We start from the raw sequence: 26,729 nt of genomic DNA, 5'->3' as shown, positions 1-26,729 counted from the left end.
TATTCAGGGGTTAAAAAAGTGTGAGTGGGATTATAAAAAAACAGATTCCTTGTCGACCTTCATGCCATTTTTCTGTAGTAGTTCGGGATAACGAAACCAGATTATTCTACATATATTAAAATCAGGAATCAGAAGTCAGGAGTCAGGAGCCGGAATAATTTTTTTCTGTTCTTAGCGGAGGTATGAATGATGAAAAAGGAAGTTCCCTTGTCCAGGCCCGATATTGGCGACCGGGAAAGGAATGCGGTAATGGCTGTGCTCAATAGTCGATGGCTCAGCTTGGGACCGGTGGTGCTTAACTTTGAAAAAAAAATAGCTGAATATGTTGGGATTAAATATGCTGTGGCTGTCAACAGCGGTACATCCGGGTTGCATTTGGTGGTGCGAAGCCTGGGTTTGCCCCCCGGAGATGAAGTAATCACTACGCCGTTCAGCTTTGTGGCTTCAGCGAATTGTCTGTTGTTTGAGCGGGTGCGTCCTGTATTTGTAGATATTGACCCGCTGACATTAAACATGGACTGCAGCAATTTGGAAAACAAAATTAACGGCAAAACAAGGGGTATTTTACCCGTCCATGTTTTTGGCCACCCTGCGGATATGGCTTCTATTATGAAAATTGCTTCAGAGCATGGGCTTACGGTTATAGAAGATGCGTGTGAGGCTTTCGGTTCGGAATATAATGGGAAAAAGGCAGGCAGTGAAAGCGACGTGGCTGTGTTTGCTTTTTACCCCAATAAACAGATCACCACGGGGGAAGGCGGGGTCATACTGACGAACCGCCAAGACCTGGCCGGTTTATGCCGGAGCATGAGGAATCAGGGGCGGGATGCAGGATCAGGGTGGTACGACCATGAACGTTTGGGTTATAACTACCGCTTGGATGAAATGAGCGCGGCGCTGGGCTGCGCGCAGCTTTCCAGAATAACGGAAATACTAGCCAAGCGGGCTGCCATTGCCGCAAAGTATAATTACAAATTAAAACATATAGATGGTGTTATCGTTCCTTATGTGGCACCGGGAATTAAAATGAGCTGGTTTGTATACGTGGTGCGGCTTGCTCCCGGGATCGACCGGGATGTGGTAATGCAGCAGCTTACAGAGAAGGGTATTGGCTGCCGGGCTTATTTCCAACCCATCCACCTGCAGCCGTTTTATCGCCAAATGTTCGGTTACAAACCGGGAGATTTCCCGGTGACGGAATCCGTTGCAGCAACTACGCTTGCTTTGCCATTTCATAATAATTTAAGCGAAGAGGATATTGACTATGTTGTTGATACCCTTGGCCATATTCTTGGTAAGTATTAAGCATTTAAACTGTTTCTTCAGCCGGCTTACCCTGCGATGGGAGCAAGTTAATCTCTATGCTGTTGGCTATATAACCTGATTACGAAAAAATACCCCTGTGCTTTAAACCGGCACGGGGGTTTTAAATTAAGGGTTTAAAGGATTAAATGGAACAATTAATCAATTTTGATTCTGTCGGTGATAAATAATTTAAAAACCATTGGCAAAGATGTCATAAAATAGTAGCAAATGGATAATTATGTCATATCTTATAACGAGAGATGAATTCTCAATAAGATATTTTAAGGAGGGCTTTTTTGTGGAGTACCATGTTGAGGATCTGTTGAAGTGCAAGGAATTTGGGAAACCCATTGTAGTGTTCCCCGACAACATAGCGGGAGGGTCGTATGTGCCTGGAACACTGGTCAAAGTTTTTGACGGAGTGCTGATTCAGGTATCTGTGGGTACGGTAACTATTCAGGACGGGGCCTGGAAACCGGTAAGGCCTTTTGTTGCGGGGGACCAGGTATTTATACCCATCAGATCCATTAAAGCGTTTGTTTAAACACGGGAGGAGGAAATATAATGAAAGATCACTTAACCCGTGGAGTGGATGAAACAAGAAGCGAACAAATCTCGCGGGGGGAACTGGCCCAACGGGGGGGAACCGTTGAGCGCGGAGCAAAAATACATTTCGCTAGGCCGTCATTAACACGCGGTTATAGTGATGATTCTTTTAATGGTAAAAAGGAGGCCGGCCATATGGAAAAGTATCCGTTTATCAATATTTTGATCCTTGCAGGTAAGCGTGTCGGATCACCCGTTGTAGTGTTCCCTGATACTATAGCGGGCGGATCTTTTATCCCTGGCACCATCATCAGATTTATTGGTGACGCCATTGTGCAGATAAGTGTCGGTACCGTAGTTATCCAGGATGGCGCCTGGAAGCCCATAGAACCCTTCGTGGCCGGTGACCAGGTATTTGTGCCAATTAATGCCATTGACACTTTTGTCTAATGGTATAACTAAATATGGTATAAATGATGGTTTAAGTATAATTGAGCAATAACGTGGAAGATAAAAGACCAGTCCATAGAGGCTGGTCTTTTTGAAGATAGCATTGCTATAAAATCCAAGCAGTACAAATTAATTCCATGTATTTCGACTTAGCTTGCTAAATAAATATAAAGAGGTAGCTATAAAAACTGTCTGCATGTTTGACACACAATTTTGTGCCTGGGAATATCTTATACTAGTGGCTGAATTTCCTTGTTAAAAGGAAAAAAAATAAAAGGGAGGAATCAAGTGTGGCCATTCAAAAGAGTGTCAGCGCCTCAAGTTTGGCAGAAGTTGTAGACAGGATTTTAGAAAAAGGCATCGTTATTGATGCTTATGTCAGAGTAGCCCTGGTTGGAATCGAATTGCTTGCTGTAGAGGCCAGAGTAGTTATTGCCAGCGTTGAAACCTGGTTGAAGTACGCTGAAGCAGTTGGTCTGACAGTGCATCACCATCATCATGAACGTGTGCCGCTTACTGCATAAGCCCTAATATGTTGTGGAGTATTTGGGGCATACTCATTTAGTATGCCCCAAAAAAACAGCTTTTAATTTTACTAACTGGGGGTATTAAATCATGGCAGCTGTCAACTATCTCCAATCCGTTGCTGAAAAAATGGTTAGCTCTTGCGAAGCGAGACAAAAGGATATGTATGAAAGAAAAAGATACGTGGCTGGTCTCCTGGGGCAAATATCCAAAGACCGGGCGGAAATGGCGCAGGATATGTGGAAAAGTTTATATGAAACCCGTCATAATCGCCAGGTCAAAGTGAATAAAATGTTAAAAGAATTAACTCAAATCAGAATGGAGTCATGGGAAAGCTGGGCGAAAGCCGTGCACACCATGAACATGATCCGCGCAGGAAAAATTTAAGCCGATGGGGTGAAGTCTGTTTGAATATTATTGAAGTGGTGGCCACTGTAGAAAATTTTTTTAATGATGTCATTAAAAAACCCGGGGTCGTTATTGGTGTCCTGAGGGATACGGATATCTACAAGGTGCAGATAGAAGTTCCCGAAGAAGTTGAATACATGCGCAGGCGGGCTAAAGATGACCTTTTAGCCATATACGAGGTTGTTGTAGATAGTGATTTGGAAATTTTATCCTTTGAGAGAAAGCACCTGCGGGAAAGGACTTCTATCAACATCGGTGACGTTTAAGCAAAGTTGGTCATCATAACTCAGTATGGATCATGCTGAGCATTTTTTTGGAAGAATACTGGCTTCTATGAGGTGCATTTATGAATATAGAACAATTTTTACCGATGGAATTTGGGGAACAGGATTTTGTAAATACACCGTATCTTAATGATCTAACCATGCGCGCGCTGACATACATTAAGGCGGGTTTCCCCGTTAATTTAAGCGGGCCCGCGGGGACAGGAAAAACAACCATGGCCTTATACCTGGCATTAAAAGTCGGTCGCCCGGTAGCACTGCTGCATGGTAGTGATTGGATTTCGTCAACTAATTTGGTCGGGGGCAATTTCGGTTATAAAAAGAAAATGAGAATAGATAACTATATCCACTCAGTACAAGAATTTGAAGAGTCATTACAATATCAGTGGGTGGAGGGGATGCTTGGCATTGCCTGCCGTAATGGTATGACCCTTATTTATGATGAATTCACCAGGTCGAGGCCGGAAATAAACAACCTGCTGCTATCTATCGTGGAAGAAAAAATATTAAGTCTGCCGGGCTGGCAGAAAGAAAAAAACTACATTAAAGTACACCCGGACTTCAGACTTGTTTTTACCAGCAATCCCGAGGAATATGCCGGTGTCCACCGTGCTCAGGTCGCTTTGATTGACCGTATGATTAACCTGGAAATGGACCGGTTTGACCGGGAAACCGAGATTGCTATTGCTTCCCAAAAGTCCGGCTTGCCGGAGGATGAAGCCGCTTCCATAGTTGACTTGGTCCGTAGTTTTAGGGAGCAATGCGGATTTAATAACAACGTTTCGGTACGCAGCTCCATTCGCATTGCTCAAATTTTCCGCTTTACGCGGGAGGATGCTTCTTATGACGAGGAGTTTTTTGGAAAAATTGTAAATGATGTGCTCATGTCCGAAATCAGGTACAGTGAATCCAAGTCATACCTGAAGGCCCGGGAAATAATTAAAAACTTACTTGTAAGCAGAGGATCTAAAGATGAGCAAGAAATTTAATTCAGGCGGTTTGGGCTTTGGCGATATATTCAGAGGCCTGGGTGATTTGCTGGAAGTATTGCAGAAGATGGATGCCCAGGGTGTTAATGAAATTAACAAAACCGGCGAATTTGGCTCGTCTCAACCCAAGGGGTTAAAGGGAGCCTATGGTTTGCGGGTCAGGATTGGTGAACCGGGCAAATCCACCATCCAAACCTTTGGTAATCTGCGAGCGGCTAAAGATTCAGTTGAATTCAAGGAAGTCTGGGAGCCCATACTGGACGTTTTTGATGAAGAAGACCATGTGTTGGTGGTTGCTGAACTGCCGGGCATTGAAGAAAAACAATTGCAGCTGGAAATTGTAGATAACTGTTTGCACCTTGTGGCCTCCGGTATCCGAAATTATAAAAAAAGTGTACCTTTGCCCTGTGCTGTTGAAGACCAAAATATAGTTACAGTCTTTAAAAACGGTATCGTGGAAATTACGCTAAGGAAAAAACAATAGCAACTTGGAACGCATCCAGTGCTTCGCTTACTCCGGGAAACCACCGGATCGCCTTGCCTACGGTATCTATTTTTCATACTCTGCTTGCTGCATGGCGGTTTATTAAGCATCTGTAACTACTCGGAAGACAGGATTCAAAACAGTATAACCGTGGAAAATATTCTGAATTCTGACTACTGAATTCTGAATACTTAGTAATAACTGGCGTTATAAGGCGGTGAAACAGGGGGTAATGGAAAACGGGATCTTATTAAAGGTTACAGAATCATTAACTAAAGATATGGGTAGAGGTATTGCCAGAATCGACCCGGCTGATATGGCAGCGCTTGCTGTTAACGTTGGGGATGTCGTTATAATACGCGGCAAAAGAGAGTCGGCGGCCAGGATACTGCCCATCCATGCGGATCGAAGGGGTGGGCAGTTAATCCAGATTGACGGCATTATCAGGGAAAATGCGGGCGTCGGATTGGGCGAGAGGGTAGTTGTCGCTAAGACTGATGTCCAAACGGCCAGACAGGTTGTTTTACGCCCTCTTTTCAGCCATAGTTTGGTCAATAAGGAACATATTTTATATAGCATACAGGACCTGCCTGTTAAAAAGGGAGACAAGATCAGAATTTCCCTGCTGGGCCTGAAAAGTCAGGAATTGGTGGTTGTCAATACCGTACCGGATGGCATTGTCCTTTCGGGGAAAGATACCGGTGTGACCATTAAGGCCGCCGGAGATAACACGCAGGACAGCAACATTGCGATCCGCTATGAAGATATTGGTGGCTTGCCCAAAGAACTGCAGCGGGTCAGGGAAATGATTGAACTCCCTTTAAAATACCCGGTGCTATTTGACCACCTGGGGATAGACCCCCCGCGGGGGGTACTGCTATGCGGGCCTCCGGGGACCGGTAAAACTTTAATTGCCAGGGCCGTGGCCAATGAAGCCAATGCTTATTTTGTACATGTCAACGGCCCTGAAATTATCAACAAATATTACGGGGAAAGCGAAGCCAAACTGCGTGAGATTTTTGAAAATGCCTCCAAGCATACGCCCAGCATTATTTTTTTGGATGAACTGGATGCCATTGCCCCTAAGCGGCAAAATGTAACCGGTGAGGTTGAAAAACGCGTAGTAGCTCAGTTGTTGGCTTTAATGGACGGGTTGCAGGACCGGGGGCGGATTATTATCATCGGGGCCACCAACATACCGGATGCGCTGGACAGTGCTCTGCGCAGGCCCGGCCGTTTTGACCGGGAAATAACCATAGGCGTTCCCGACCGGGCCGGCCGGCTGGAAATATTACAAATTCATTCACGCGGCATGCCTCTGACCAGGGATATAAACCTGCATAAAATCACGGAGCTCACTAACGGTTTTGTCGGTGCTGATTTAAGAGCCCTCTGCCGGGAGGCGGCAATGCAGTCTTTGCGCAGGGTAATACCTGAATTGGATTACCAGTCAACGAATTTGTCAACTGACATAATAAATAAGATCTACGTAACTATGGAGGATTTTGAGTCAGCTTTAAAGGAAGTTGAACCGTCTGTTACCAGGGAGCTGACTGTTGAAGTCCCCCCCGTTAAGTGGCATGACGTAGGTGGGCTGAAAAAAACCAAGCAGCAGCTGCAGGAAGCGGTTGAAGGACCCATTAAGTTTGAAAAGATCTTTAAGCTGGCCAAAATTGATCTTCCGAGAGGAATACTGCTCCACGGTCCCCCTGGAACAGGGAAAACACTTTTGGCCAAAGCTATGGCCAATGAAATTAACGCTAATTTCATTTCCGTCAAAGGCCCGGCGTTGCTGTCAAAATGGGTTGGTGAATCAGAAAAAGCCCTGCGCGATATTTTCCGAAAGGCCAGGCAGGTTGCTCCCTGTATCATTTTTATCGACGAAATAGACGCACTGGTGCCTCATCGTGGTCAGGGCGACCAGGTAACGGAAAGAATGTTAAGCCAGTTGCTTACGGAAATGGATGGGTTGGAGGAACTGCATCACGTTGTGCTGTTGGCGGCTACCAACCGGATAGATATGATTGATCCTGCCTTACTGCGTCCGGGCAGGTTTGATCTGATATTGCGCATGGATTTGCCCGGTGCGGAGGAAAGATGCGAAATTTTAATCATACACTTGCAAGGACTGCCCCTGGCCAAAGATATTGATAACCATGTTCTGATGAGGGAAACAGAAGGTTTTTCCGGCGCGGAACTGCGGAATTTGTGCCAGCGGGCGGCGATGCAGGCCATTCGGGAATATCTGGGGCGTTCGGAAAAAGGAGCTGCCGATGAAGCTGAGTTTAAAATCGACAGCGGCCACTTCAACCAGGCTTTATTTGAGCTTAAACAACAAAGAGGCGAAATCAGGGGAGGAGGAAGCTAACTATTGACAGTCAAAAAAGGTTATTACCTGTATGCTATTTTTGCCGAAAAAGAGCCGCAGGAGTTTGACTGTACAGGGATAGGGGGACAGGGGAATAAAGTTTATACTCTGCATTATCAAGACCTGGCAGTGGCAGTAAGCCGGGTTCCGGTTAAAGTATACGACCCCGTGCGGAAAAATGCCATGGCCCATCAAAAAGTTATCTCAACAATTTTCCAGAATTATGATGTGCTGCCGGTTAGCTTTGGTACATGCGTAGATAGTTACGAAGAAGTTATGAAATTGCTTGCACTACTGTATGACCAAGCGTTAGCTGCCATGGATAAAATCAAAAATAAAATTGAAGTAGGGTTAAAGATTTTTTGGCAAAAAGATGCATTGGTGAATGAATTGGAGGCATTAGATCCCGGTATAAAAGCGTTTAGGGAAAAAGTTGCCAAAGAAGGCGGCGGAGAGGTGGCGTACAGGCAGTTGCTTGAATTAGGCGAGAAGCTGGAGCTCCTGGCCAACAATAGGCGTAATCATTATAAAAAGCTGCTCATCGATCCGTTGCAAAAGATTGCTGCCGATGTATTGATCAGCGATAACATTAATAACGAAAAAATAGTTGTTAATGCTTCATTCCTGGTGGATAAAGCCAGGGAGGAGGAGTTTGACCGGGCGGTAAATGATATTTATAATCGCTATTCCGATGGCCTGGAGTTTAAATATACCGGACCGTGGCCGCCGTATAGCTTTATAGATATGAAATTCTCTTTGGAAGAGTGATTGTCATGCTGATCATAGATGATCTGCTATTAGCTCCTTTTAGAGGCCTGTTTTTTATCTTTAAAGAAATTCACAAGCGGGTAGAGGAAGAATTTTACGATGAGCAGCATATAATTAATCAAATGCGTTCTTTACAAACGTCGCTGCAACTTGGTGATATTACAGAGGAAGAATATGACCTGGCAGAAGAAGATTTAGTTGAGCGGCTCCAAATAGCCAGGGAGAGGAATATAGAACGGTCCGAGGAGGAATAGCGTGAAACAATTAAACCGGGAAGAAAAAGAGCTATTAAAAACAATATTCTTTGACCGGCTGAACAAAGAAGTCGCGCAAATTGAAAATTCCGCCTGGGAGCGGGCCGCTGCACAGTGCCAGGATTTTTTAACCAATGTGTTTACTGAGCTGTTGCTGGAGCATATTTTTGCAGCCAATAATAAAACTATTAATAAATTAGTTCCTGAAAACAATCAGGATAGCCCGGCGACAGACCAGGAAAAAAAAACTGAGACAGATCACCGGTTAATGGAGTCTAGGCCTGAAAAAGACCGGCAGGCCAAAAGTTTTATCTACCTGTACTGCATTGCACCCTTGGAAGCGGCTCTAATGTTAAAGAATGAAATAGTTCCGGGGCTGCCCGACGGTGGAAGCGTTAGAAGTGTTGAATACGGCAACATTGCAGCAATAGTTAGTTCCGTACCGGTGGAGACATATTCCGAAGATGTCTTGGAAGAGCTGGTAAAAAACCTTGACTGGTTGGAAAGCCGGGTTACCAGGCACGAAGAAATTATCCAGTACGTTGCCGAGCATTTTCCAGTTATTCCTATGAAATTTTGTACCATTTTCCATACCCATGAGCGAGTAAGGCAACTGCTGTCACACAAGGAAAGTGATTTTAACAATATGCTGGCCAGCCTTAAAGGCAAAGAAGAGTGGGGGTTGAAAATTTATTACCAACCAGCGCAGCTTAGCCGGTACGTGGCAAGAAACAGTGCCCTAATACAGGAGACCAAAGGGATGGCCGAAGCTAAAGGGGCCGGGGCTGCATATTTTATCAGAAAGAAAATGGATGATTTGTTGGCTGAAGAAATGGAAAACACTGCCACCCAAATTGCAGGGTATGTAAATACTGAACTTGCGCCATACGTTGCGGAAGGAAAGATAAACCGTCTTTTGGGCAGTGAAATAACGGGCCGGTTGGAGACAATGGCCTTAAATGCCGTATATCTTGTTGGACAGAGCGAAATAAATGATTTTAAACAGAGGGTAGTTGATCTTAGCGAGAAATACCAAAACCTGGGGTTTGATTTTGCCCTCACCGGGCCCTGGCCTCCTTATAATTTTAGTTCTTTTAGCGATCTGGAAGGTGGCGGGGAAAATGAGCAGCTTAACTGAAAAAAATGTAACCTTGCTGGATATTTTAGATCACATTTTAGATAAAGGCGTGGTAATCAAGGGGGAAGTAATCATTTCAATCGCAGATGTGGACCTGATCTACCTTGGATTACAGCTTGTGCTGGCATCGGTGGATAAGGTAATGCCGGTGATACAGGATGATTAATATGTTGTACTTGTACGGTATTATAGATTCAGATCAGCCGTATTCTTTTATCGAGACCACCAGCGGCAGGCAGGTTTATAACCTGCCGGTGAACGGGTTGGGCATGATCGTTTCAGCAGCGGATAGTAAAGATGCGGAGAAACGCACGGGTAATATCCTGGCCCATAACACTGTTATGGAACGCATTTTAGAACATTTTACAGTTCTGCCCGTCAGCTTCGGCACATTAATTAACGGTGCAAGTGGCGTACAGGAGTTGTTTAACCGGTATGACGGTGAGTTTAGGCGGCAATTGCAAAGATTGCGCGGTAAGGTGGAAATGGGGGTTAATGTTATATGGAATGTGCAACAGGCCCGGGTCGAACTCCCGGACTCAGAGACATTGGAGGCATTATTGCGCCAAAAACTACACACCGGTTCCCCCGGTCACAAATACTTGCTCCGCAAGTACCGGGAAAGGGCGCCGGAGATGTACCTGCAGCGGATGGCAGCACAGAATGCGAAACAAATACACAGCCCGCTGTCGGCAATAGCCGAAGAAGCACACAGCTCTATCCTGCGTACGCCCTCCCTTATGTTGTCCGGGGCGTACCTGCTGCTCCGGAGCAACGTAAGCGGGTTCCGGGAAGAATACGTACGCTTAAAGAAAAATTATCCGAATTATAAATTGCTGCTGAGCGGTCCGTGGCCGCCCTATAATTTTGTAAAAATCAACTGCACGGTGGGAAGTGATGATCGTGGTGACGGATTTTGATTACGAACAGGACATGGTTGAAGAATTAGCCGGTGAACTGGAAAAAACGATAAAGAAATACCCCCAAAAAATTAAAGCGGATCCGGAAAATGTAGAGCAGGGATTAGCCAAGCTGGTATTAACTGTTGTGGAGTTACTCAGGCAACTGATGGAAAAACAGGCTTTACGCCGCGTTGAGCGAGGCACCTTAACTGATGAAGAGATTGAAAAAGTGGGGCTAACCTTGATGAAATTGGAAGAAAAATTGGAAGAATTAAAAATTGTATTTGGTTTGGAAGGTGAGGAACTGAATATAGACTTGGGCCCCCTCGGCAATTTAATGTAGACCGGAGGGATAAATTTGGAACATTCAACAAGGAGCACTAACCTGGCGGAAATACTTGAAAGGGTATTGGATAAAGGACTTGTCATAGCAGGCGACATCAAAATATCACTGGCCGACGTTGAATTGCTGAGCATTAAAATCAGGTTGCTGGTGGCTTCTGTGGATAAGGCCAGGGAAATCGGCATCAACTGGTGGGAAGATGACCCGGAATTAAACACCAAAGCCAAGCGCCGGCATGAAAAACAAAAACTGTTGGAGGAACAAACGGTTAAGTAAACGCCCGCAAATTTTACAGGTTATAATTGGAGAAAAGGCTAACTTGACTTTTAATTATAAAATGCTATAATAATTTATGCTTCTTAACATAAGCGGGTGTAGCTCAATGGTAGAGCATCAGCTTCCCAAGCTGAGGGTTGCGAGTTCGATCCTCGTCACCCGCTCCAGTTATAACAAGATTCCGGGGCTTTAATAAGCCCCGGAATCTTTTTTATCCATAATTTTTCATAATTTTACAAGCATGGCTAAAAAGCTGTGAAACTATTGGCAATACTGGTTTGACAGCTTTTTTATTTTGCTGCTGTGGAATGATTTTGGGAGAATTTCGGGAGAATTTTTTGATATATAATAATCAGGCTTTTAAGCAATATTACCCGGTAAGTTTTAGTTTTATATATTTAATTCATTAAAGGATGTGTGTTTATGAAGGTATACATACTGGATGCCGAAGGTGCAACTCTGGATAAAATGCTGCTCTGGTTGTTTGATAATTCTATGGTTAAAGTAATCGCGGTTTTTGAAAAGCCTGACGAATTTTTGGAAGGGATTAAAAAGGAACCCCCCGATCTTGTTTTTGTCCGTCTCGGAAATGATGAAATACCATGGCTTAAAACCGTCAGGATAATGGTTGCTTTAAATCAAAACATCAGAGTTGTTTTTATTTCGGATGAGCCGGATTATGTGCTGGATGCTTGTGAAATAGGTTCTTATGGGTATCTGCTTTGCCCCGTTACAAAAGACAAATTCGACAAGCTGCTATACATGCTATCCAGATAACTCAGACCGGCTTTGGTTTTGAAATATTTTTGTTTGATTGAGTTTACTTGTTCTTTGCCCAGGTCATCTTCAAAGATGTTGACCAGAAAATCAGCCTCTACCAGAATCTGAAAATCTATGTCGTCTATTCTGGTATAGGTATGATGGTTTCCGATCAAATAGCAAACCCGGTCGATAAAATGTTGACCTATATTAAACTCCTGCAATAAATCCCGTGCTACAGGAGGACCTTCGATTTGCTGGTACTTTCCGGCAGATGATGAGTATTTCTTCTCACTCTCTTTGATTCCGATATCATGTAAAATTGAAGCCAATTCAAGGATTTGTAGTTTTTCACCGGAAACGTCCTCTAACTCCCCTATGCTTTTGGCAAACGCATACACCTTAAGGGCATGGTTGATACGCTTAATGTCACCATCAAAATAAAGGATCATTTTTTTTATTACACTGCTTGCCATAGTTGCCACCGACATCACCTCAATAAATCTTTTCTCCTATAAGTTTATTATAAAAAAACTTCAATTAAAATAATTAACTGTTTCAGTTTTTAAAGCTTGCTTGCTCTTTGTTAAAATTTGCCTTTTATTTTAACAAATTTAGGTAATCGGCATAGTTTATATAAAAGATTGGATACGGGGGTTGTTAATAATGATGCTTCACGAGGTGAGTTGGATCCGTTCCAGCAGCAAGCTTTGCCCGGCTTTAAAAAAGGCCGCTTTAGGATGGTACAGTCCGTTAAAATATGTACCTTGCTTTATTCAAAAACCATTAAAATTTATCAAACAGCACTGGCGGAAGGTACCTGTTATTGTCCAAATAGATGAAAAAAAAGTCAGTTTATTATCGGCTGAAGAAATAACAGCTTTTGCCGGGTGCAGCATCCAAAAGCAGCTAAAGGTGATTAATGCTTTTTCAACAAGGGTCAATGCTAAGAGCCTCAGCCTTCTGGAAAACAATCATAATGTTAAAAGGATTTGGCTTGACCGGGAGATTAAAGCTGTTTTAGATGTTGCTTCTCCAACAATTCAGGCACCTCCGGTTTGGGAGCAGCACCTGACTGGCAAGGGTGTTACCGTGGCGGTTTTGGATAGCGGTATATATAATCATCCTGACTTGGCAGGCAGGATAAAAGGGTTTGTTGATTTGGTCAAACAGAAAACCAGTCCGTATGATGATAACGGTCACGGCACACATGTGGCAGGTGATATAGCCTCAAACGGCAGCCAATCCGACTATCTTTACCGGGGGCCGGCTCCTGAGGCGGACCTGGTAGGGGTAAAGGTGCTGAATAAGATGGGGTCGGGATCGTTTTCAACGGTTATTGAAGGCATTCAGTGGTGCATTGATAACAGAGATTATTTCAATATAAAGGTTCTTAATATATCTTTGGGGGCCGCCGCCCACGACTCATACCGTAATGACCCGGTATGCCAGGTGGTGGAAAAAGCCTGGGAGGCGGGAATAGTTGTTTGTGCCGCAGCCGGAAACGAGGGACCGCAGTCTAAAACAATTAATACGCCGGGTATAGATCCTTTGATAATAACAGTCGGAGCGCTGGATGATAAAAATACCCTGATTTTGGAAGATGACTTGGTGAACGATTTTTCCAGCAGGGGCCCGACAATCGACAACCTTACAAAGCCCGATATAGTGTCTCCCGGTACCAATATCATTTCCCTGCGCTCCCCTGGCTCAATGTTGGATAAACAGAATAGAGAAGCCAGGGTTGGGAACTGGTATATTTCGTTTTCCGGGACTTCCATGGCTACTCCGGTTTGTTGCGGGGTTGTGGCGCAAATGCTCCAGGCCGACAATTATTTAACGCCGGAGCAAGTTAAAACCCGATTGATGCAATCTGCTAGAAAGCTTGACGGGTACGACCCCAATGTCCAGGGAATGGGAGTTATCGATGCTCGCAGAGCAGTGGGTTTTACCGCAGCGCTTGAAAATAAATTAGACCGGTATTTTGTTTAAATCATAAAGGAAGAACCATGTTAAGCGGCAAAATAAGTATTGCTATGGAAAAAGCCAAAAACTGCTTTAAATGCAAACACTATTACATAACCTGGGATGCAAGATTTCCCAACGGCTGTAGGATTTATGGCATTAAGACCAAATATAACCTCTCTACGGAAGTTATCAAGGCTACAGGCAAGGAATGCCTTTGTTTTGAAGAGAAACCGGTTAAAAGGAAGCCCCGATAAAAAAATCAGCATTAATTGAAATTGGCTTGCGTATTATTCCTATAATGGCATATAATTTATTAGATATTCAATTAAGGAGGAAGACGATGGGCAAACACATAAAAACATTACGCGGGCGGACGCTGCAGGAAAGTGTGCGCAAGGGCGGCTGCGGCGAATGCCGGACCTCATGCCAGTCAGCTTGCAAAACTTCCTGTACAGTAGGCAATCAGGCTTGCGAAAACAGAAACAAAAAGTAAAGAACCTGATCCCTAACGGGATGAGGTCTTTTTTTTGAAGGGGATGAATGGTATGATCCATGCCTATACATTTGACGGCGCCAATATTGTTTTTGATGTTAACAGCAATCAGGTTCATATTGTGGACGAACCGTCTTTTAATTTAATTAAAGACTATGAAACAATGGGGATAGATGAACTCAAGTCAAAGTACTGCCCGGTTTACGGAACTGCGGTGGTGGAGGAAATATTGGAGGAAATAGCGGAATTAATAGATAAAGGTCTGCTTTTTTCCGCTGACCCGCTGGCGGGGGGATTCAATCTGCCGGAACGTGAACCTGTGGTTAAGGCGCTTTGCCTTCATCTGGCCCATGACTGTAATTTGCGCTGCCGCTACTGCTTTGCCGGGCAGGGTGACTTTGGGGGCGAGCGCGGGCTCATGTCTGCCAGTGTGGGGCGTAAAGCAATAGATTTTTTGCTTACGGCATCCGGCAGCCGCAGACATGTTGAGGTGGATTTTTTTGGCGGAGAGCCGCTCCTCAACCGGCCGGTGATGCTGGAATTGGTTGATTACGGGCAGGTTAAGGCCAGGGAAGCCGGCAAAGAAATAAAATTTACGCTTACTACCAATACTTTGTTGTTTGACCTTGATTTGCAGCGGTTTGCCGGAGAAAATAATCTGGCGGTGGTGCTTTCCATTGACGGCCGCCCAGATGTCCACGACCGCATGCGTCCTACTCCCGCCGGTAAAGGCAGTTATGCCCGGGTGGCGGAAAGGATCGTACAATTTATTAATTCACCGTATTGTGGGGAGCATTACGTCAGGGGAACATTCACCAGGCATAATTTGGATTTCTCCGAGGACGTCCGGCACCTGGCCGAGTTGGGCTGCCGTCAAATTTCGGTGGAGCCGGTTGTGGCGGGAGCAGATACTGACTATGCATTGCGCGAAGAAGATGTTCCCACAATAATGCTGGAATATGATAAGCTGACCCGGTATATTTTAGAATTACACCGCACAGGGAATCCGATTGACTTTTTTCACTATAACGTTGAACTTGAAGAAGGGCCTTGCCTGGCCAAGCGCTTGACCGGCTGCAGTGCTGGTATCGAGTATCTGGCGGTGGCCCCCGGGGGGAACCTGTATCCCTGCCACCAGTTTGTGGGACGAGAGGATTACAATCTGGGGACGGTTTTTGACGACGCTATTAACAAAAATTCGGCATATTCATTCTCAAAGGCACATATCTATAATAAAAGCGCCTGTAAGAATTGCTGGGCTAAATTTAACTGCAGCGGTGGTTGCCATGCCAATGCCCTGGCCTTTAACGGCAGTCTGTTCGAGCCTTACCGGCTTGGCTGCATTCTGGCCCGTAAGCGGCTTGAATGCGCGTTATATCTAAAGGCAAAGTTGTATAACAGCTATATTGAAGAATAGTAAGTCCTAACAGCAGATAAACATGGAAAATGGTAACAGGGGGCGCTTTAGGCCCTCTTTTATCATTTACGGGGGAAAAATTGCGATATATGCGTAACTATGGTACAATTAAACAGTTGTGCTATAAAAATAATGCCAACTTAACACGATGCAAGGAGTGGTCACTATTTCTAAAAGCAATGAACTAAAAAATAGATTAGTTGATTATTTAAAAAAACTATCGACCGGGATGTCTCAGGTAACAGGTTCACGACCGGTTTTAAAAATAACGCTATTGGTGTGTATCCCGGTAATTGCCGTGTTGGTTTTTTTTAGCTCCGCCAGGTGCGCCGTTGTAATGGGAGACGAAGTTATTGCAGTTGCATCAACCCGGGAAGCTGCAGAAACAGCGGTAGAGGAATATTTTAATCACCTGGAGCAGGTAACCGGAATGCCTGTTAAAATAGATAAGGATATTAAATACCGGCCCAGTTGGCGGTTTTCCTCCGTGGTTGACAAGGGAGAAATGCAAAAACTGCTGTCCAGTAAAATAAATGTTCAATACGGTGCCACCGGGATTTTCGCAGACGGTAAAATGGTCGTTGCCGTTAAAGATCAGCAAACCGGCCAAAAGGTGTTTGATCGGCTGTTGGATACCTATAAAGGCAATAGTGATACTACAGTAGCTTTTAAACAGAAAGTTGAACTAAAACATGTTGAAACCAACCCGACGGAGTTGGCAGATGTCGACAAGGCTGTGGAGTATATCAGGTTTGGCGGCAGCGAAGCAAGAAAGTATAAAATCAAAGAGGGGGATACCCTCTGGGATATCGCCTCAGCGGCCCATATGGATGTGGAAGAACTGACGCGCTCCAACCCCGACTTGAAGCCGGAAACCATGCAGATTGACCAGGAAATCGTCATTTCACAGACCTCTCCGCTTATTGATGTTATCGCCACCTGCACCGAAACCCGTCAGGAAGAGATGGCCTTTCGGGTGCAGGAAAAGGTTGACAACAGTTTATATTTGGGTGAAAAAAAATTGGTTCAGCAGGGTAAACCCGGTCAGAGGGAAGTTGTTTATAATGTGACCTCGAAAAATGGCGTAGAGATAAGCAAGAAAGTTGTTCAGGCAAAAGTGCTGCAAGAGCCCGTACCACAAATCGTAGCCAAGGGCGAAAAGAAATTGCTGGCTTTTCGTGGCGGAAATAGCCGTCTGGCCTACCCCACCGTAGGTGCAATTGTTTCTCCCTTCGGCAAACGTTGGGGCAGGATGCATGAGGGTGTTGATATAGCGGCAAGCTACGGAAGCCCTGTGGTGGCGGCCGAGGCCGGTACCGTAATGAGGGTGGGCACTCTTGGCGGTTACGGCCTGCGCATTGATATCAGTCATGGTGGCGGAGTTGTTACCAGGTACGCGCATCTTTCTTCCACAGCCGTAAAGGCGGGGCAGCGGGTTGAACGCGGGCAATTTGTCGGACGATCCGGCTCTTCCGGCAACTCGACAGGGCCACACCTGCATTTTGAAGTAATAGTTAATGGGGTGCATAAAAACCCGTCACTGTTTATTTAATTTTAGTTGGTTAGTAGTTAGTGGTTAGTGGTTTAAAGAGACGGGGCGGGAGCCATGGGGGTGGTTCGAGCGGCCCGAAGTGCAATGAAGGACCGATGGAACCGTCCCCATGGTGTAGCAAAGTAGTTTCAATTTTACTAACCAACTAGCCAGGTGCATCCGCAACTTCCAAGTAAAAACTGTTTTCCTTGTAAGTCGTTTAAGGTATAATTGTTTTATGTGTGTATGGATATAGCAAGGGGGCGGACACATTTGGCGAATAAAAAAACAAGTAACCCGTTTTCTTTTGTTAACATAGCTAAGCGTAAAAAACAGCAAAAAATTGTTTTTGTCATACTTACAATTGTTCTGGGTGTCGGTCTGGTAGGGTCTTCAATGTTCTGGGCCTTTGGCAGCCGGAGTAACATGCCCCAGAATTCCGATACGGCAACCGCCCAGCAGCAACAGCAATCAGAGGAAAGTATAGATAAACAAATAACCGACCTCGAAAAACAAGTTAAGGAAAAGCCTGAAGATTTAGAGCTGCTGGCCCGGCTGGCAGGGTTATACTGGCAAAACGGCAAGGGGCAGCAGGCGGTTGAAACCTACCAAAAAGCTTTGGAAATTAAACCGGGGGATGTAAAATTAGGCAAAGACCTTGCGTCTACGTATTACCTGATGGGACAGTATGATCATGCTATCAGCCAAGCGGAACAAGTAATCAAGCAAGCACCTTCTGACGCCGAGGCGCACTACCTGCTGGGGCAGTTTTACGCTTATCGTGGCGATGACAAGAGAGATGTGCAAAAAGGGCTAACAGAGCTGGAAGAGTTCATTAAGCTGCAAAAGGAAGGCCTTGATGTGGATAAAGCACAGCAAATGATCCAATCATTAAAAGCTGAAAATAAGTAGTTAATTTGAGGGCCAGGGTTTCTCTGGCCTTATTTTTGTCAGATTTTACCTCGACAGTGCGGGACTTTTTAATTATATAATTAGATTATTAATCATTGAAAAGGTGGCATTAATGAATTCTAATCCAACACCCAATGAACAGACTTTGTATCAATCCAATTTTAGAACTGCAAAGCTGGCTTCGGCACTGTTGGCAGTTCTTTTTATCGTTAGCGTCTTTTTATTGATTCGGGTGCCGGATGGAATAAGAGGTTATATCTATTCTATTTTTAGAGATGTGGCCAGAGGACAAATGCTGTTTAAAACCACCGGCTGGCATCAACTTGATGACAGCCAGTTTATTATTCGCTATCGTGGCAATGAACAGGCGGCCCGTTTGGTTCAGGAGAGCTCACGTCTTTTTTATCATCGTATTTGCAGTGATTTTTCCTATACGCCGGAACAAAAAATACCTATTGTTGTTTATTCCTCCAAGGAAGAATTAAATGCCAGTTTCAATTGGCCGGCCAGTGAAAATGCCATGGGCGTTTACTGGGGTGGTGTAATCAGGGTGCTGGCGCCGGAAGTTTGGATTGATGAAAGCGATCCGGGAACCGTAAAGCAAATTTTTCAGCAAGCAGGTCCGATGGCCCATGAAATGACCCACCTGGTTTTAGATTATGTGGCGCGTGGAAATTACCCCCGCTGGTTTACCGAAGGTGTAGCACAGTATGAAGAATTTAAAATTACTGGATTTATCTTAGACGATCAAGCAGGATTTTGGGAACAAGAGTTGTATCCATTAAAAAAGATGGACCGAAATTTCGACTCGTTACCTGATCAATCATTGGCTTACCGGCAATCATTAAATGCAATTGAATTTATTGTTGCGGTCTATGGTGAAGACGGTTTGCATAGGATTATAAATAGTCTGGCCCAGGGCAACAGTTTTAATGGTTCGCTTAAACAAGCCCTGGAACTGGATCAGGAACAGTTTGAAAAAGAATGGCATTACTGGCTGAAATCGGGTAAACAAGCAGCACAATAGCAGCAAGCGGGAGGATATGTCTTAAATGGAGAAGCTCGTTATCTACGGGGGCAAGCCATTAAACGGGAGAATTCGCATTAGTGGGGCCAAAAACGCGGCTCTGGCTATTTTGTGTGCCTCAATAATGGCTGGTGAAGAGGTACTATTGGAAAACATTCCGGACATCAGTGATGTGCGGGTTATGGTGGATATAATCAGATTTATAGGTGCTGAGGCTGCCTGGGTGGATGACTCCTCTTTGAGGATAATTTCCCCGGTTAAAATAGTGGCAGATCCGCCTTGTGAGTTGGTAAAAAAATTAAGGGCCTCTAATTTATTACTGGGGCCGCTGCTGGCAAGGTTTGGGTATGCCAGGGTTTCTCTTCCCGGTGGGTGCAATATCGGTGTCAGGCCAATGGATCTGCATTTTAAGGGGTTATCTTTCCTTGGGGCGGATATTAGTTTTGACGGTGGATTTGCCCTGGGCAAAACCAACGGCCGTCTAAAGGGAGCACGTGTTTACCTTGATTTTCCCAGCGTTGGGGCGACAGAAAATATTATGATGGCAGCCTGCCTGGCTGAAGGACAAACAGTGCTGGAAAACGTGGCCAAAGAACCGGAAATAGTAGACCTGGCCAACTTCCTTAACTGTCTGGGCGCCAAGGTTCGCGGCGCCGGTACAGATATTATTAAAATTGAAGGGGTAAAAGAACTTGGTGGATGTGTCCGTTACGCTGTAATTCCCGACCGGATAGAAGCCGGCACACTCATGGTAGCTGCCGCAGCCACCCGGGGCCATTTGGTGCTGGAAAACATCATCCCGCCCCACGTTGAACCTATCTGTGCCAAGCTGCGTGAAGCCGGAATTTATGTAGCGGAGGAAGGGGACAACCTTGTAGTAAAAGGCAACGGTCAGCTGCATCCCGTTGACATAAAAACATTACCTTATCCCGGTTTTCCCACGGACATGCAGTCGCAAATGATGGCATTCCTTTCAATTGTCGGGGGAACCAGTGTGATTATTGAGAACATTTTTGAAAACCGTTTTCAGATCGCCGATGAACTTAAAAGGATGGGGGCCCGGATAAAGGTAGAGGGCCGCATGGCTGTAATTGAAGGTGTAAAAGGCTTGCAGGGAACCAATGTAAGGGCTACCGACCTGCGGGCCGGTGCATCACTGGTGATAGCGGGCTTAATAGCCCAGGGTAAAACGGTTATATCTAATGCTTGTTTTATTGACCGTGGCTATGATCGTTTGGAAGAAAAGCTAACCAGATTGGGAATCCGGGTTGAAAGAGCATAAACGACGTTGTTAGGTTGTCTAACACCTGTGGAATTGATTAATCTACTCCATGGGTGTTATTTTATTTAGAGGGACAAACACAATTTTTCAGGATAGGTGAAAAATGCTGAAGATAACCGTGCTGGCTGTTGGGAAATTAAAAGAAAAATACTGGCGGGATGCCATCGGGGAATACGCCAAACGCCTGAGGTCATACTGTAACCTGGAATTGAAAGAATCGCCCGACGAGAGCTTTGCGGAGGGTATATCAACAGCGGAGGAGGATAAAGTCAAAGCCAGGGAATGGCAGCGGCTAATCAGGCAGATTCGTGACGGCTCATATGTCATAGCCTTGGATGTGCAGGGCGAACAGATATCTTCCCCAGGGTTGGCTGCCCGAATCGAAAAACTGGCCCTTGACGGGCAAAGCGATATTACATTTCTCATCGGAGGCACCCTGGGTCTGCCGGGTGAGGCGTTACAGCGGGCGGACTGGCGGTTGTCATTCTCCAAAATGACCTTTCCGCACCAGCTTATGCGGGTAATTTTGCTTGAACAGATTTACCGTGCTTTCAAAATATCAAAGAATGAACCGTACCACCGCTAACATGTCTGCCTTAAACTGCATACATATGAAATAACAGTGTTAAGCATTTTGGGGTGTGGGGGTTGCCAAATGAATTTTGGTAAAGAATGGATTGAACAGATGATAGAATTGCAGAGAAAGTCTCAACAAATGCAGCCGGATTGGGTTAACCAGTTTTCTGATATGCTAAAAAATTTTACAGGAGCTTGGACATCCTCAGACAAAACGCCCAAAGCCGAGCTGGAGAACTTGGGAGCCTGGCAGGATTTCTGGAACACCAGGGAGATTGAAAAGGAAAGAGACTCCGGACCATTGCTAACAATAATGGAAGGGCACAGGGACATAACGGTTTCGGGTATTCTACCCGGGGTTGAGCAGGGTAATTTAAATATTAAATTGCGGGGCCATACCCTTCTTATATCAGGGGAAAGCAAAAGAATAAGCATTGCCCAGGGAACGCCCGGAATATTCAGCCGGGTTATCAAGCTGCCGGTTGAAGTTGAGGCTCAGAGCGCCAAGGCGACCTACCGCAATAGTTATCTGGAAATAAGATTTAGAAAGAAGCAACAGAATGACCATATCATTCATGTGGAATTTTTATAATGATAATAGAATAGAAAGGGATGAAAGGCGGGCCATGTTTTTCCAAGGAAATATTGTTTTGCATTGATTCCTCCTGTAGAATAAAGTAGTGAACTCCCAATTGGACAAAATTTAATGGGCCCGGGATTGCCAGTTACAAGTAGCGTGGGAATTTTTCAGGATAGGATAGATTGTGTAAATAAATATTTTACATAGTTTTGGGCAATATATGGAAATATGATCTAATCTTATCGGTCAGGGGACAGACCTTGTCTTTTGGGGAAATAGGGAAGGGGACACACCTCCACTTAGGGTCGAAGCTTTAGGGGTGGAGGAATGTCCTTAATAGAGTTTTGGGTTAAAGGAATGTCCCCAATTATAGATGTGAGAGGGAGCATTGAGTAATGATGACTACAAAATCCAGCAATTTTATCCATAATATTATCGAAGAACATATGCGCAATAATAAATATGAACGGGTTCACACCAGGTTCCCACCTGAGCCGAACGGGTATTTACATATTGGACATGCCAAATCCATCTGCTTAAACTTTGGAACCGCTTTACTTTACGCCGGCCTTTGCAACCTGAGATTCGACGATACAAACCCGAGCAAAGAGGAAGTGGAATACGTAGATTCCATTAAGGAAGACGTAAGATGGCTGGGTTTTGATTGGGGGGACCGGCTGTTTTACGCATCCGATTATTTTGAGCGTCTTTATGAATATGCCATCCAGCTGATTAAAGCCGGCAAAGCTTACGTCTGTGATTTAAGCCCGGAAGAAATCAGGCTGCACCGGGGCACTTTGACTCAGCCCGGGCAAGAAAGCCCGTATCGCAGCCGTTCGGTGGAAGAAAACCTGGACCTGTTTGAAAGAATGCGGGCAGGTGAGTTTGCAGACGGCAGCAAAGTTTTGCGGGCTAAAATTGATATGGCATCGCCCAATTTAAATTTGCGCGATCCGGTTATCTATCGTATCATGCGCGCAGAACATCATCGCACAGGCGACAAGTGGTGCATCTATCCAATGTATGACTACGCCCACCCGCTTTCCGATGCAATTGAGGGAATTACCCATTCCATTTGTACCTGTGAATTTGAGGATCACCGGCCTCTTTATGACTGGGTGCTGGAGGCGGTGGATATAGAGAACCCGCCGCAGCAAATTGAATTTGCCCGGTTAAATTTAAGCCATACCGTCATGAGTAAAAGAAAGTTAAGGCAGCTGGTCGAGAAAGGTTTTGTCAATGGCTGGGACGACCCCAGGATGCCGACCATATCCGGCCTGCGTCGGCGCGGCTATACGCCCGAGGCTATGCGTGATTTTTGCGAGCGCATTGGTGTGGCTAAAGCAAACAGCGTCGTGGATATAGCTTATCTGGAGCATTGCATCAGGGAGGATTTAAACCGGCGGGCCCCGCGGGTTATGGCAGTATTGCGCCCACTTAAACTGGTTATTGACAATTACCCGGAGGACCGGGTGGAAATGCTGGATGCCCAAAATAATCCCGAAAGCCCGGATATGGGGTCGCGCCGGATTCCTTTCTCCCGGGTAATCTATATTGAACGGGATGATTTTATGGAAGATCCCCCGAAAAAGTTTTTCCGCCTTTCTCCCGGCAAGGAAGTCCGCTTAAAACATGCGTATATCATTAAATGCGAGCGGGTGGTCAAGGATGAGCAAACTGGTGAAATTGTTGAACTGCACTGCACTTATGACCCCGAAACACGCAGTGGTGCTTCCTCTGACGCACGCAAAGTAAAGGGGACGCTGCACTGGGTTTCGGCGGAACATGCCATTAAGGCGGAAGTTCGTTTGTACGATCATTTATTCTTGAAGGACAACCCAGAAGAGGATGAGGACTTTACAAGCAATTTAAACCCCAACTCGCTGGAAATTCTAAGTGACTGTTATGTCGAGCCCGCGCTGGCCGGGGTAAATCCCGGAACCCGCTTCCAGTTTCTTAGACAGGGTTATTTCTGTGTTGACAAGGATACTTTGGAAAGTGGGCTGGTTTTTAACCGGGTTGTATCGCTAAAAGATTCATGGGCCAAAATTTCAGCTAAGAAGGGTTCATGATAAACAAATATGCTGGTTTAAACAGTCTGGCCTTTTCGTTGCGAAAGGGCCTTTTTTATATTCACAAACGCTATATTTGCTGTACTGGTATGAAAAGCTTGCATCATGGAGATATATACTTAAAATCGAATCAAACGGTGGTGCTGATAATGGAAAAACTCTTACGGGTTAATATGTCAAATTTAACAGTTAAGGAAGAGAAAGTCCCGGAGGCATATAAAGACCTTGGTGGGCGCGGGCTGACCTCGCGCATTTTGTTGGATGAGATTGATGCAACCTGCCATCCCCTGGGTGAAGGCAGCAAGCTTATTGTCGCTCCCGGAATTCTGTCCGGCACAAAATGTCCCAATTCCGGCAGGCTTTCATTCGGCGGCAAAAGTCCGCTGACCGGTGGCATTAAGGAAGCAAACGCAGGCACACCCCTGGCCCATAAACTGGCCAGTCTGGGCTACAAGGCTATAATTGTGGAAGGACTCCCACAGGGCGAAGGGTATCACCTGCTGCATATTTCCGATGCGGGCGCCAGGTTGGAGCCGGCAGGGGAATTGGCCGGCCTGGGCACATATGAATTTAACAGCAGGGTACGGGGCCGCTATCATGAAAAGATTTATTGTATTTGTGTCGGCCCGGCCGGTGAACGCAAAATGGCAAACGCGGGTATTTCCTGCAACGACCCCGAAGGAGGTCCGGGCAGGTTCGCCGGGCGCGGTGGCCTGGGGGCCGTTATGGGCTCTAAAAAGCTTAAAGCGATCGTGGTTGACACGGGTAAAACCTTTGATGCACCGGTTGTCGATAAAGAAAAATATAGTGAGGCATCCAAAAAGTTTGCTAGAATTCTTCGGGAAAACCCTGTCAGCGGTGAAGGGCTGCCGTTATATGGTACCAACGTACTGATGAATATTATTAACGAGGCCGGTGCCCTGCCTACCAGGAACTTTAGGTATGGGCGTTTTGAAGGCGCCAGCAAGATCAGCGGCGAGGAATTGTCGGCCCGGGCCAAGGCCAGGGGGGGCGTGGGGGCGCCAACCCATAACTGTCACCCCGGCTGCGTCATACGCTGCTCCAATATTTATCCTGATGAAAACGGTGAGGCTCTTTGCTCACCCATTGAGTACGAAACAGCCTGGGCTCTGGGGGCAAACCTGGAAATTGACGACCTTGACGTGGTAGCCAGGCTAAACCGGATCTGCAACGACCTCGGTCTTGACACCATTGACGCGGGGGGCGCGCTGGGAGTCGCCATGGAGGCGGGGATTATTCCCTTCGGTGACGGCCAGGCAGCAATCAATCTGTTGGAGGAAGTGGGCAAAGATACGCCGCTGGGCCATATTATCGGTCAGGGCGCAGATACTGTTGGCAAAACGTACGGCGTGACCAGGGTGGCTACTGTAAAAGGCCAGCACCTCCCGGCATACGACCCCCGTGCGGTTAAAGGTATAGGCGCCACATACGCTATGACCACCATGGGCGCCGATCATACCGCCGGATATGCCGTTACCATGAATGTATTAAAATCAGGCGGCTACGTGGACCCGCTCAAAGCTGAAGGCCAGGTGGCGCTTTCAGTTAACCTGCAGGTTGCCACTGCGGCGCTGGATGCCATGGGCCTCTGCATATTTGTAGCTTTTGCCCTGCTGGACAATCCCGATGGGTGGCCGACGGTGCTTGATATCTGGAATGCCAAAAACGGTGACAATCATTCCATTGATGACATAATGGAGATGGGGCGCCAGGTGCTGCGTGTTGAGAGAGAATTCAACCGGCGCGCCGGCTTTACTCCCGCCCACGACAGGCTGCCTGAATTTTTCCGCAGGGAACCGCTGCCGCCGCATAACACAGTTTTTGATATTCCACCGGAGGAAATGGATCAAATGAACGAACAATTTAATATGATCAAATAGCCAGGGGGTCCGTTGGGGCCCCTTTTAATAATATCGGGGAAATCATAATAATTTTTAGCACAGCTAAAAAGCATGACCAGCTTCTAAGAACCGGATTTGAAGGAATTGGGATAGATGCCGAGAATATTAAAGGGTGTTTTATATGCATGTTAATTTATGGGATATAAGGAAAGGGAATTAGTTAACTCTTCGGGAAAAAAGCTTGGCTTAAAAATATAAACGCAAAGGGAGAGGTAGTATATGGCAGAAGACAAATGCAGTTCATGCAATCAAAAGTCGGAAGATTGCGCCCCTGATAAATGCGGGGTTGAAACACTGTCGGCAAATACCAAAAGCAAAATTAAAAAAGTGATAGCAATTATGAGCGGCAAAGGCGGTGTGGGCAAATCAGCCGTCACCGGCCTTGTGGCGGTTGGTTTAAGCCGTGCAGGCTATAAAGTTGGGATTATGGATGCTGATATAACCGGCCCCAGCATTCCCAAAATGTTTGGCATCAGCGGCAAGCGCCCGGACCAGGATGCGGAAATGCTATACCCCGTTGCCACAGGTGGCGGAATCAAGGTTATGTCAATAAACCTGCTGCTGGAAAGTGAGGATCAGCCCGTTATCTGGCGGGGGCCGATTATTGCCGGTGTGGTGAAACAATTCTGGACCGAAGTTGCCTGGGGTGAACTTGATTATCTGCTGGTGGACATGCCACCCGGGACGGGTGACGTTCCGCTTACTGTGATGCAGTCGCTGCCGTTAAATGGCGTGATAATTGTCACGTCTCCTCAGGAATTGGCCAATATGGTGGTTAGAAAAGCTGTTAACATGGCCGGTAAAATGAATGTGCCAATTTACGGGTTTGTTGAAAATATGAGTTATTTGCGATGTCCTGACTGCGGTAAAGAGATCAATATTTTCGGTGAGAGTCATGCCGGTGCGCTGGCTGCCGACATGGGCCTGCGCCTGTTGGAAAAACTGCCGGTCGACCCCGTGCTGGCCGAATTATGCGATGCCGGGCGGGTGGAGCAATACGAGCTCCCTGTTTTTAAGGGCCTTGATCAATTATTAACACCCGACAGCAAAAGGAATTAAAGCCGCCCTTGGCTGTAATGATTAAGGTAGACATCCATGCCGCTAACGTTAATTAGTCTGTCATCGTAAGGAGCAAAAAACGAAGCAATCT

General features: G+C 45.8%; 30 protein-coding genes and 1 tRNA gene. 30 read left to right on the top strand and 1 reads right to left on the bottom strand.

The window, feature by feature from the left end:
• Window positions 1-189 precede the first annotated feature (189 nt).
• The 18 genes from BM056_RS14865 to BM056_RS14780 all read left to right on the top strand — a co-directional run bounded on the left by BM056_RS14865 (window position 190) and on the right by BM056_RS14780 (window position 11,817).
• A complete protein-coding gene (locus BM056_RS14865; protein WP_092472215.1) occupies window positions 190-1,305 on the top strand; it encodes a DegT/DnrJ/EryC1/StrS family aminotransferase in 1,116 nt (371 codons plus the stop codon).
• A 298-nt stretch (window positions 1,306-1,603) separates the two neighbouring features.
• Window positions 1,604-1,849, top strand: coding sequence for a hypothetical protein (locus tag BM056_RS14860; RefSeq protein WP_092472214.1), 246 nt, complete (start codon window positions 1,604-1,606; stop codon window positions 1,847-1,849).
• Window positions 1,850-1,869: 20 nt separating this feature from the next.
• Window positions 1,870-2,301 carry a hypothetical protein gene (locus tag BM056_RS14855; RefSeq protein WP_092472213.1) on the top strand — a complete coding sequence of 144 codons (432 nt, stop codon included), beginning with the start codon at window positions 1,870-1,872 and terminating at the stop codon, window positions 2,299-2,301.
• Window positions 2,302-2,597: 296 nt separating this feature from the next.
• Window positions 2,598-2,825, top strand: coding sequence for a gas vesicle structural protein GvpA (gene gvpA / locus BM056_RS14850; protein WP_207648199.1), 228 nt, complete (start codon window positions 2,598-2,600; stop codon window positions 2,823-2,825).
• 91 nt (window positions 2,826-2,916) lie between these two features.
• Entirely contained in the window at window positions 2,917-3,213 is a 297-nt protein-coding gene (locus tag BM056_RS14845) for a hypothetical protein (protein ID WP_092472211.1), read from the top strand.
• Window positions 3,214-3,233: 20 nt separating this feature from the next.
• Window positions 3,234-3,500 (top strand): gas vesicle protein GvpO, encoded by a 267-nt coding sequence (locus tag BM056_RS14840; protein WP_092472210.1) that lies wholly within the window; start codon window positions 3,234-3,236, stop codon window positions 3,498-3,500.
• An 80-nt stretch (window positions 3,501-3,580) separates the two neighbouring features.
• Entirely contained in the window at window positions 3,581-4,507 is a 927-nt protein-coding gene (gene gvpN, locus BM056_RS14835; RefSeq protein ID WP_092472209.1) for a gas vesicle protein GvpN, read from the top strand.
• Window positions 4,491-4,991 carry an Hsp20/alpha crystallin family protein gene (locus tag BM056_RS14830; RefSeq protein ID WP_092472208.1) on the top strand — a complete coding sequence of 167 codons (501 nt, stop codon included), beginning with the start codon at window positions 4,491-4,493 and terminating at the stop codon, window positions 4,989-4,991. Before gvpN ends, BM056_RS14830 begins: the two co-directional genes overlap by 17 nt.
• Before the next feature lie 232 nt (window positions 4,992-5,223).
• On the top strand, window positions 5,224-7,359 hold the full coding sequence (locus BM056_RS14825; protein WP_092472207.1) for a CDC48 family AAA ATPase: 2,136 nt from the start codon (window positions 5,224-5,226) through the stop codon (window positions 7,357-7,359).
• A gap of 3 nt (window positions 7,360-7,362) precedes the next feature.
• Window positions 7,363-8,127 carry a GvpL/GvpF family gas vesicle protein gene (locus BM056_RS14820; RefSeq protein WP_092472206.1) on the top strand — a complete coding sequence of 255 codons (765 nt, stop codon included), beginning with the start codon at window positions 7,363-7,365 and terminating at the stop codon, window positions 8,125-8,127.
• Between the two features lie 5 nt (window positions 8,128-8,132).
• Window positions 8,133-8,381, top strand: coding sequence for a gas vesicle protein GvpG (locus BM056_RS14815; RefSeq protein WP_092472205.1), 249 nt, complete (start codon window positions 8,133-8,135; stop codon window positions 8,379-8,381).
• Between the two features lies 1 nt (window position 8,382).
• Window positions 8,383-9,519: a GvpL/GvpF family gas vesicle protein gene (locus BM056_RS14810; protein ID WP_092472204.1), complete on the top strand. Its 1,137-nt coding sequence runs from the start codon at window positions 8,383-8,385 to the stop codon at window positions 9,517-9,519.
• Window positions 9,503-9,685, top strand: coding sequence for a gas vesicle protein (locus BM056_RS14805; protein WP_092472203.1), 183 nt, complete (start codon window positions 9,503-9,505; stop codon window positions 9,683-9,685). The genes BM056_RS14810 and BM056_RS14805 overlap by 17 nt, the downstream gene beginning before the upstream one ends.
• Window positions 9,678-10,439 (top strand): GvpL/GvpF family gas vesicle protein, encoded by a 762-nt coding sequence (locus BM056_RS14800; protein WP_092472202.1) that lies wholly within the window; start codon window positions 9,678-9,680, stop codon window positions 10,437-10,439. Before BM056_RS14805 ends, BM056_RS14800 begins: the two co-directional genes overlap by 8 nt.
• Window positions 10,417-10,764: a gas vesicle protein K gene (locus BM056_RS14795; protein WP_238456474.1), complete on the top strand. Its 348-nt coding sequence runs from the start codon at window positions 10,417-10,419 to the stop codon at window positions 10,762-10,764. The genes BM056_RS14800 and BM056_RS14795 overlap by 23 nt, the downstream gene beginning before the upstream one ends.
• Before the next feature lie 15 nt (window positions 10,765-10,779).
• The gene (locus tag BM056_RS14790) at window positions 10,780-11,040 is read left to right on the top strand and encodes a gas vesicle protein (protein WP_092472201.1); all 261 of its coding nucleotides are present in this window, start codon (window positions 10,780-10,782) and stop codon (window positions 11,038-11,040) included.
• A gap of 92 nt (window positions 11,041-11,132) precedes the next feature.
• Window positions 11,133-11,207, top strand: a tRNA-Gly gene (locus tag BM056_RS14785).
• A gap of 256 nt (window positions 11,208-11,463) precedes the next feature.
• Complete coding sequence (locus BM056_RS14780) at window positions 11,464-11,817, top strand: response regulator (protein ID WP_092472200.1); 354 nt, start codon at window positions 11,464-11,466, stop codon at window positions 11,815-11,817.
• Here the strand turns inward: BM056_RS14780 and BM056_RS14775 are convergent.
• Window positions 11,748-12,284, bottom strand: a complete 537-nt coding sequence (locus BM056_RS14775; RefSeq protein ID WP_092472312.1) for an HD domain-containing protein — start codon at window positions 12,282-12,284, stop codon at window positions 11,748-11,750. The genes BM056_RS14780 and BM056_RS14775 overlap by 70 nt on opposite strands.
• A gap of 181 nt (window positions 12,285-12,465) precedes the next feature.
• On the opposite strand from BM056_RS14775, the gene BM056_RS14770 reads away from it, so the two are divergent.
• From BM056_RS14770 to BM056_RS14710, 12 genes are all read left to right on the top strand, one after another.
• Complete coding sequence (locus tag BM056_RS14770; protein ID WP_092472199.1) at window positions 12,466-13,791, top strand: S8 family peptidase; 1,326 nt, start codon at window positions 12,466-12,468, stop codon at window positions 13,789-13,791.
• A 316-nt stretch (window positions 13,792-14,107) separates the two neighbouring features.
• A complete protein-coding gene (gene scfA / locus BM056_RS14760; protein WP_092472198.1) occupies window positions 14,108-14,260 on the top strand; it encodes a six-cysteine ranthipeptide SCIFF in 153 nt (50 codons plus the stop codon).
• 43 nt (window positions 14,261-14,303) lie between these two features.
• Window positions 14,304-15,677, top strand: a complete 1,374-nt coding sequence (gene scfB / locus BM056_RS14755) for a thioether cross-link-forming SCIFF peptide maturase (protein WP_337833513.1) — start codon at window positions 14,304-14,306, stop codon at window positions 15,675-15,677.
• Between the two features lie 148 nt (window positions 15,678-15,825).
• Entirely contained in the window at window positions 15,826-17,229 is a 1,404-nt protein-coding gene (locus BM056_RS27305) for a peptidoglycan DD-metalloendopeptidase family protein (RefSeq protein ID WP_092472196.1), read from the top strand.
• A 252-nt stretch (window positions 17,230-17,481) separates the two neighbouring features.
• Window positions 17,482-18,120: a tetratricopeptide repeat protein gene (locus tag BM056_RS14745; RefSeq protein ID WP_165613542.1), complete on the top strand. Its 639-nt coding sequence runs from the start codon at window positions 17,482-17,484 to the stop codon at window positions 18,118-18,120.
• A 112-nt stretch (window positions 18,121-18,232) separates the two neighbouring features.
• Complete coding sequence (locus BM056_RS14740) at window positions 18,233-19,147, top strand: peptidase MA family metallohydrolase (protein WP_092472194.1); 915 nt, start codon at window positions 18,233-18,235, stop codon at window positions 19,145-19,147.
• A gap of 25 nt (window positions 19,148-19,172) precedes the next feature.
• On the top strand, window positions 19,173-20,429 hold the full coding sequence (murA, locus tag BM056_RS14735) for a UDP-N-acetylglucosamine 1-carboxyvinyltransferase (protein ID WP_092472193.1): 1,257 nt from the start codon (window positions 19,173-19,175) through the stop codon (window positions 20,427-20,429).
• A 106-nt stretch (window positions 20,430-20,535) separates the two neighbouring features.
• Complete coding sequence (gene rlmH, locus BM056_RS14730) at window positions 20,536-21,015, top strand: 23S rRNA (pseudouridine(1915)-N(3))-methyltransferase RlmH (protein WP_092472310.1); 480 nt, start codon at window positions 20,536-20,538, stop codon at window positions 21,013-21,015.
• Window positions 21,016-21,084: 69 nt separating this feature from the next.
• Window positions 21,085-21,597 carry an Hsp20/alpha crystallin family protein gene (locus BM056_RS14725; protein ID WP_092472192.1) on the top strand — a complete coding sequence of 171 codons (513 nt, stop codon included), beginning with the start codon at window positions 21,085-21,087 and terminating at the stop codon, window positions 21,595-21,597.
• Between the two features lie 383 nt (window positions 21,598-21,980).
• The gene (locus BM056_RS14720; protein ID WP_092472191.1) at window positions 21,981-23,657 is read left to right on the top strand and encodes a glutamine--tRNA ligase/YqeY domain fusion protein; all 1,677 of its coding nucleotides are present in this window, start codon (window positions 21,981-21,983) and stop codon (window positions 23,655-23,657) included.
• A gap of 149 nt (window positions 23,658-23,806) precedes the next feature.
• On the top strand, window positions 23,807-25,558 hold the full coding sequence (locus BM056_RS14715; protein WP_092472309.1) for an aldehyde ferredoxin oxidoreductase family protein: 1,752 nt from the start codon (window positions 23,807-23,809) through the stop codon (window positions 25,556-25,558).
• Window positions 25,559-25,798: 240 nt separating this feature from the next.
• Entirely contained in the window at window positions 25,799-26,638 is an 840-nt protein-coding gene (locus tag BM056_RS14710) for an Mrp/NBP35 family ATP-binding protein (protein ID WP_092472190.1), read from the top strand.
• Window positions 26,639-26,729 lie beyond the last annotated feature (91 nt).

Source organism: Desulfotruncus arcticus DSM 17038 (assembly GCF_900113335.1).
Classification (GTDB): Bacteria; Bacillota; Desulfotomaculia; order Desulfotomaculales; family Desulfallaceae; genus Desulfotruncus; species Desulfotruncus arcticus.
The sequence above is the reverse complement of the archived record's forward strand: the minus strand, read 5'-3'. Positions and strand labels throughout refer to the sequence as shown.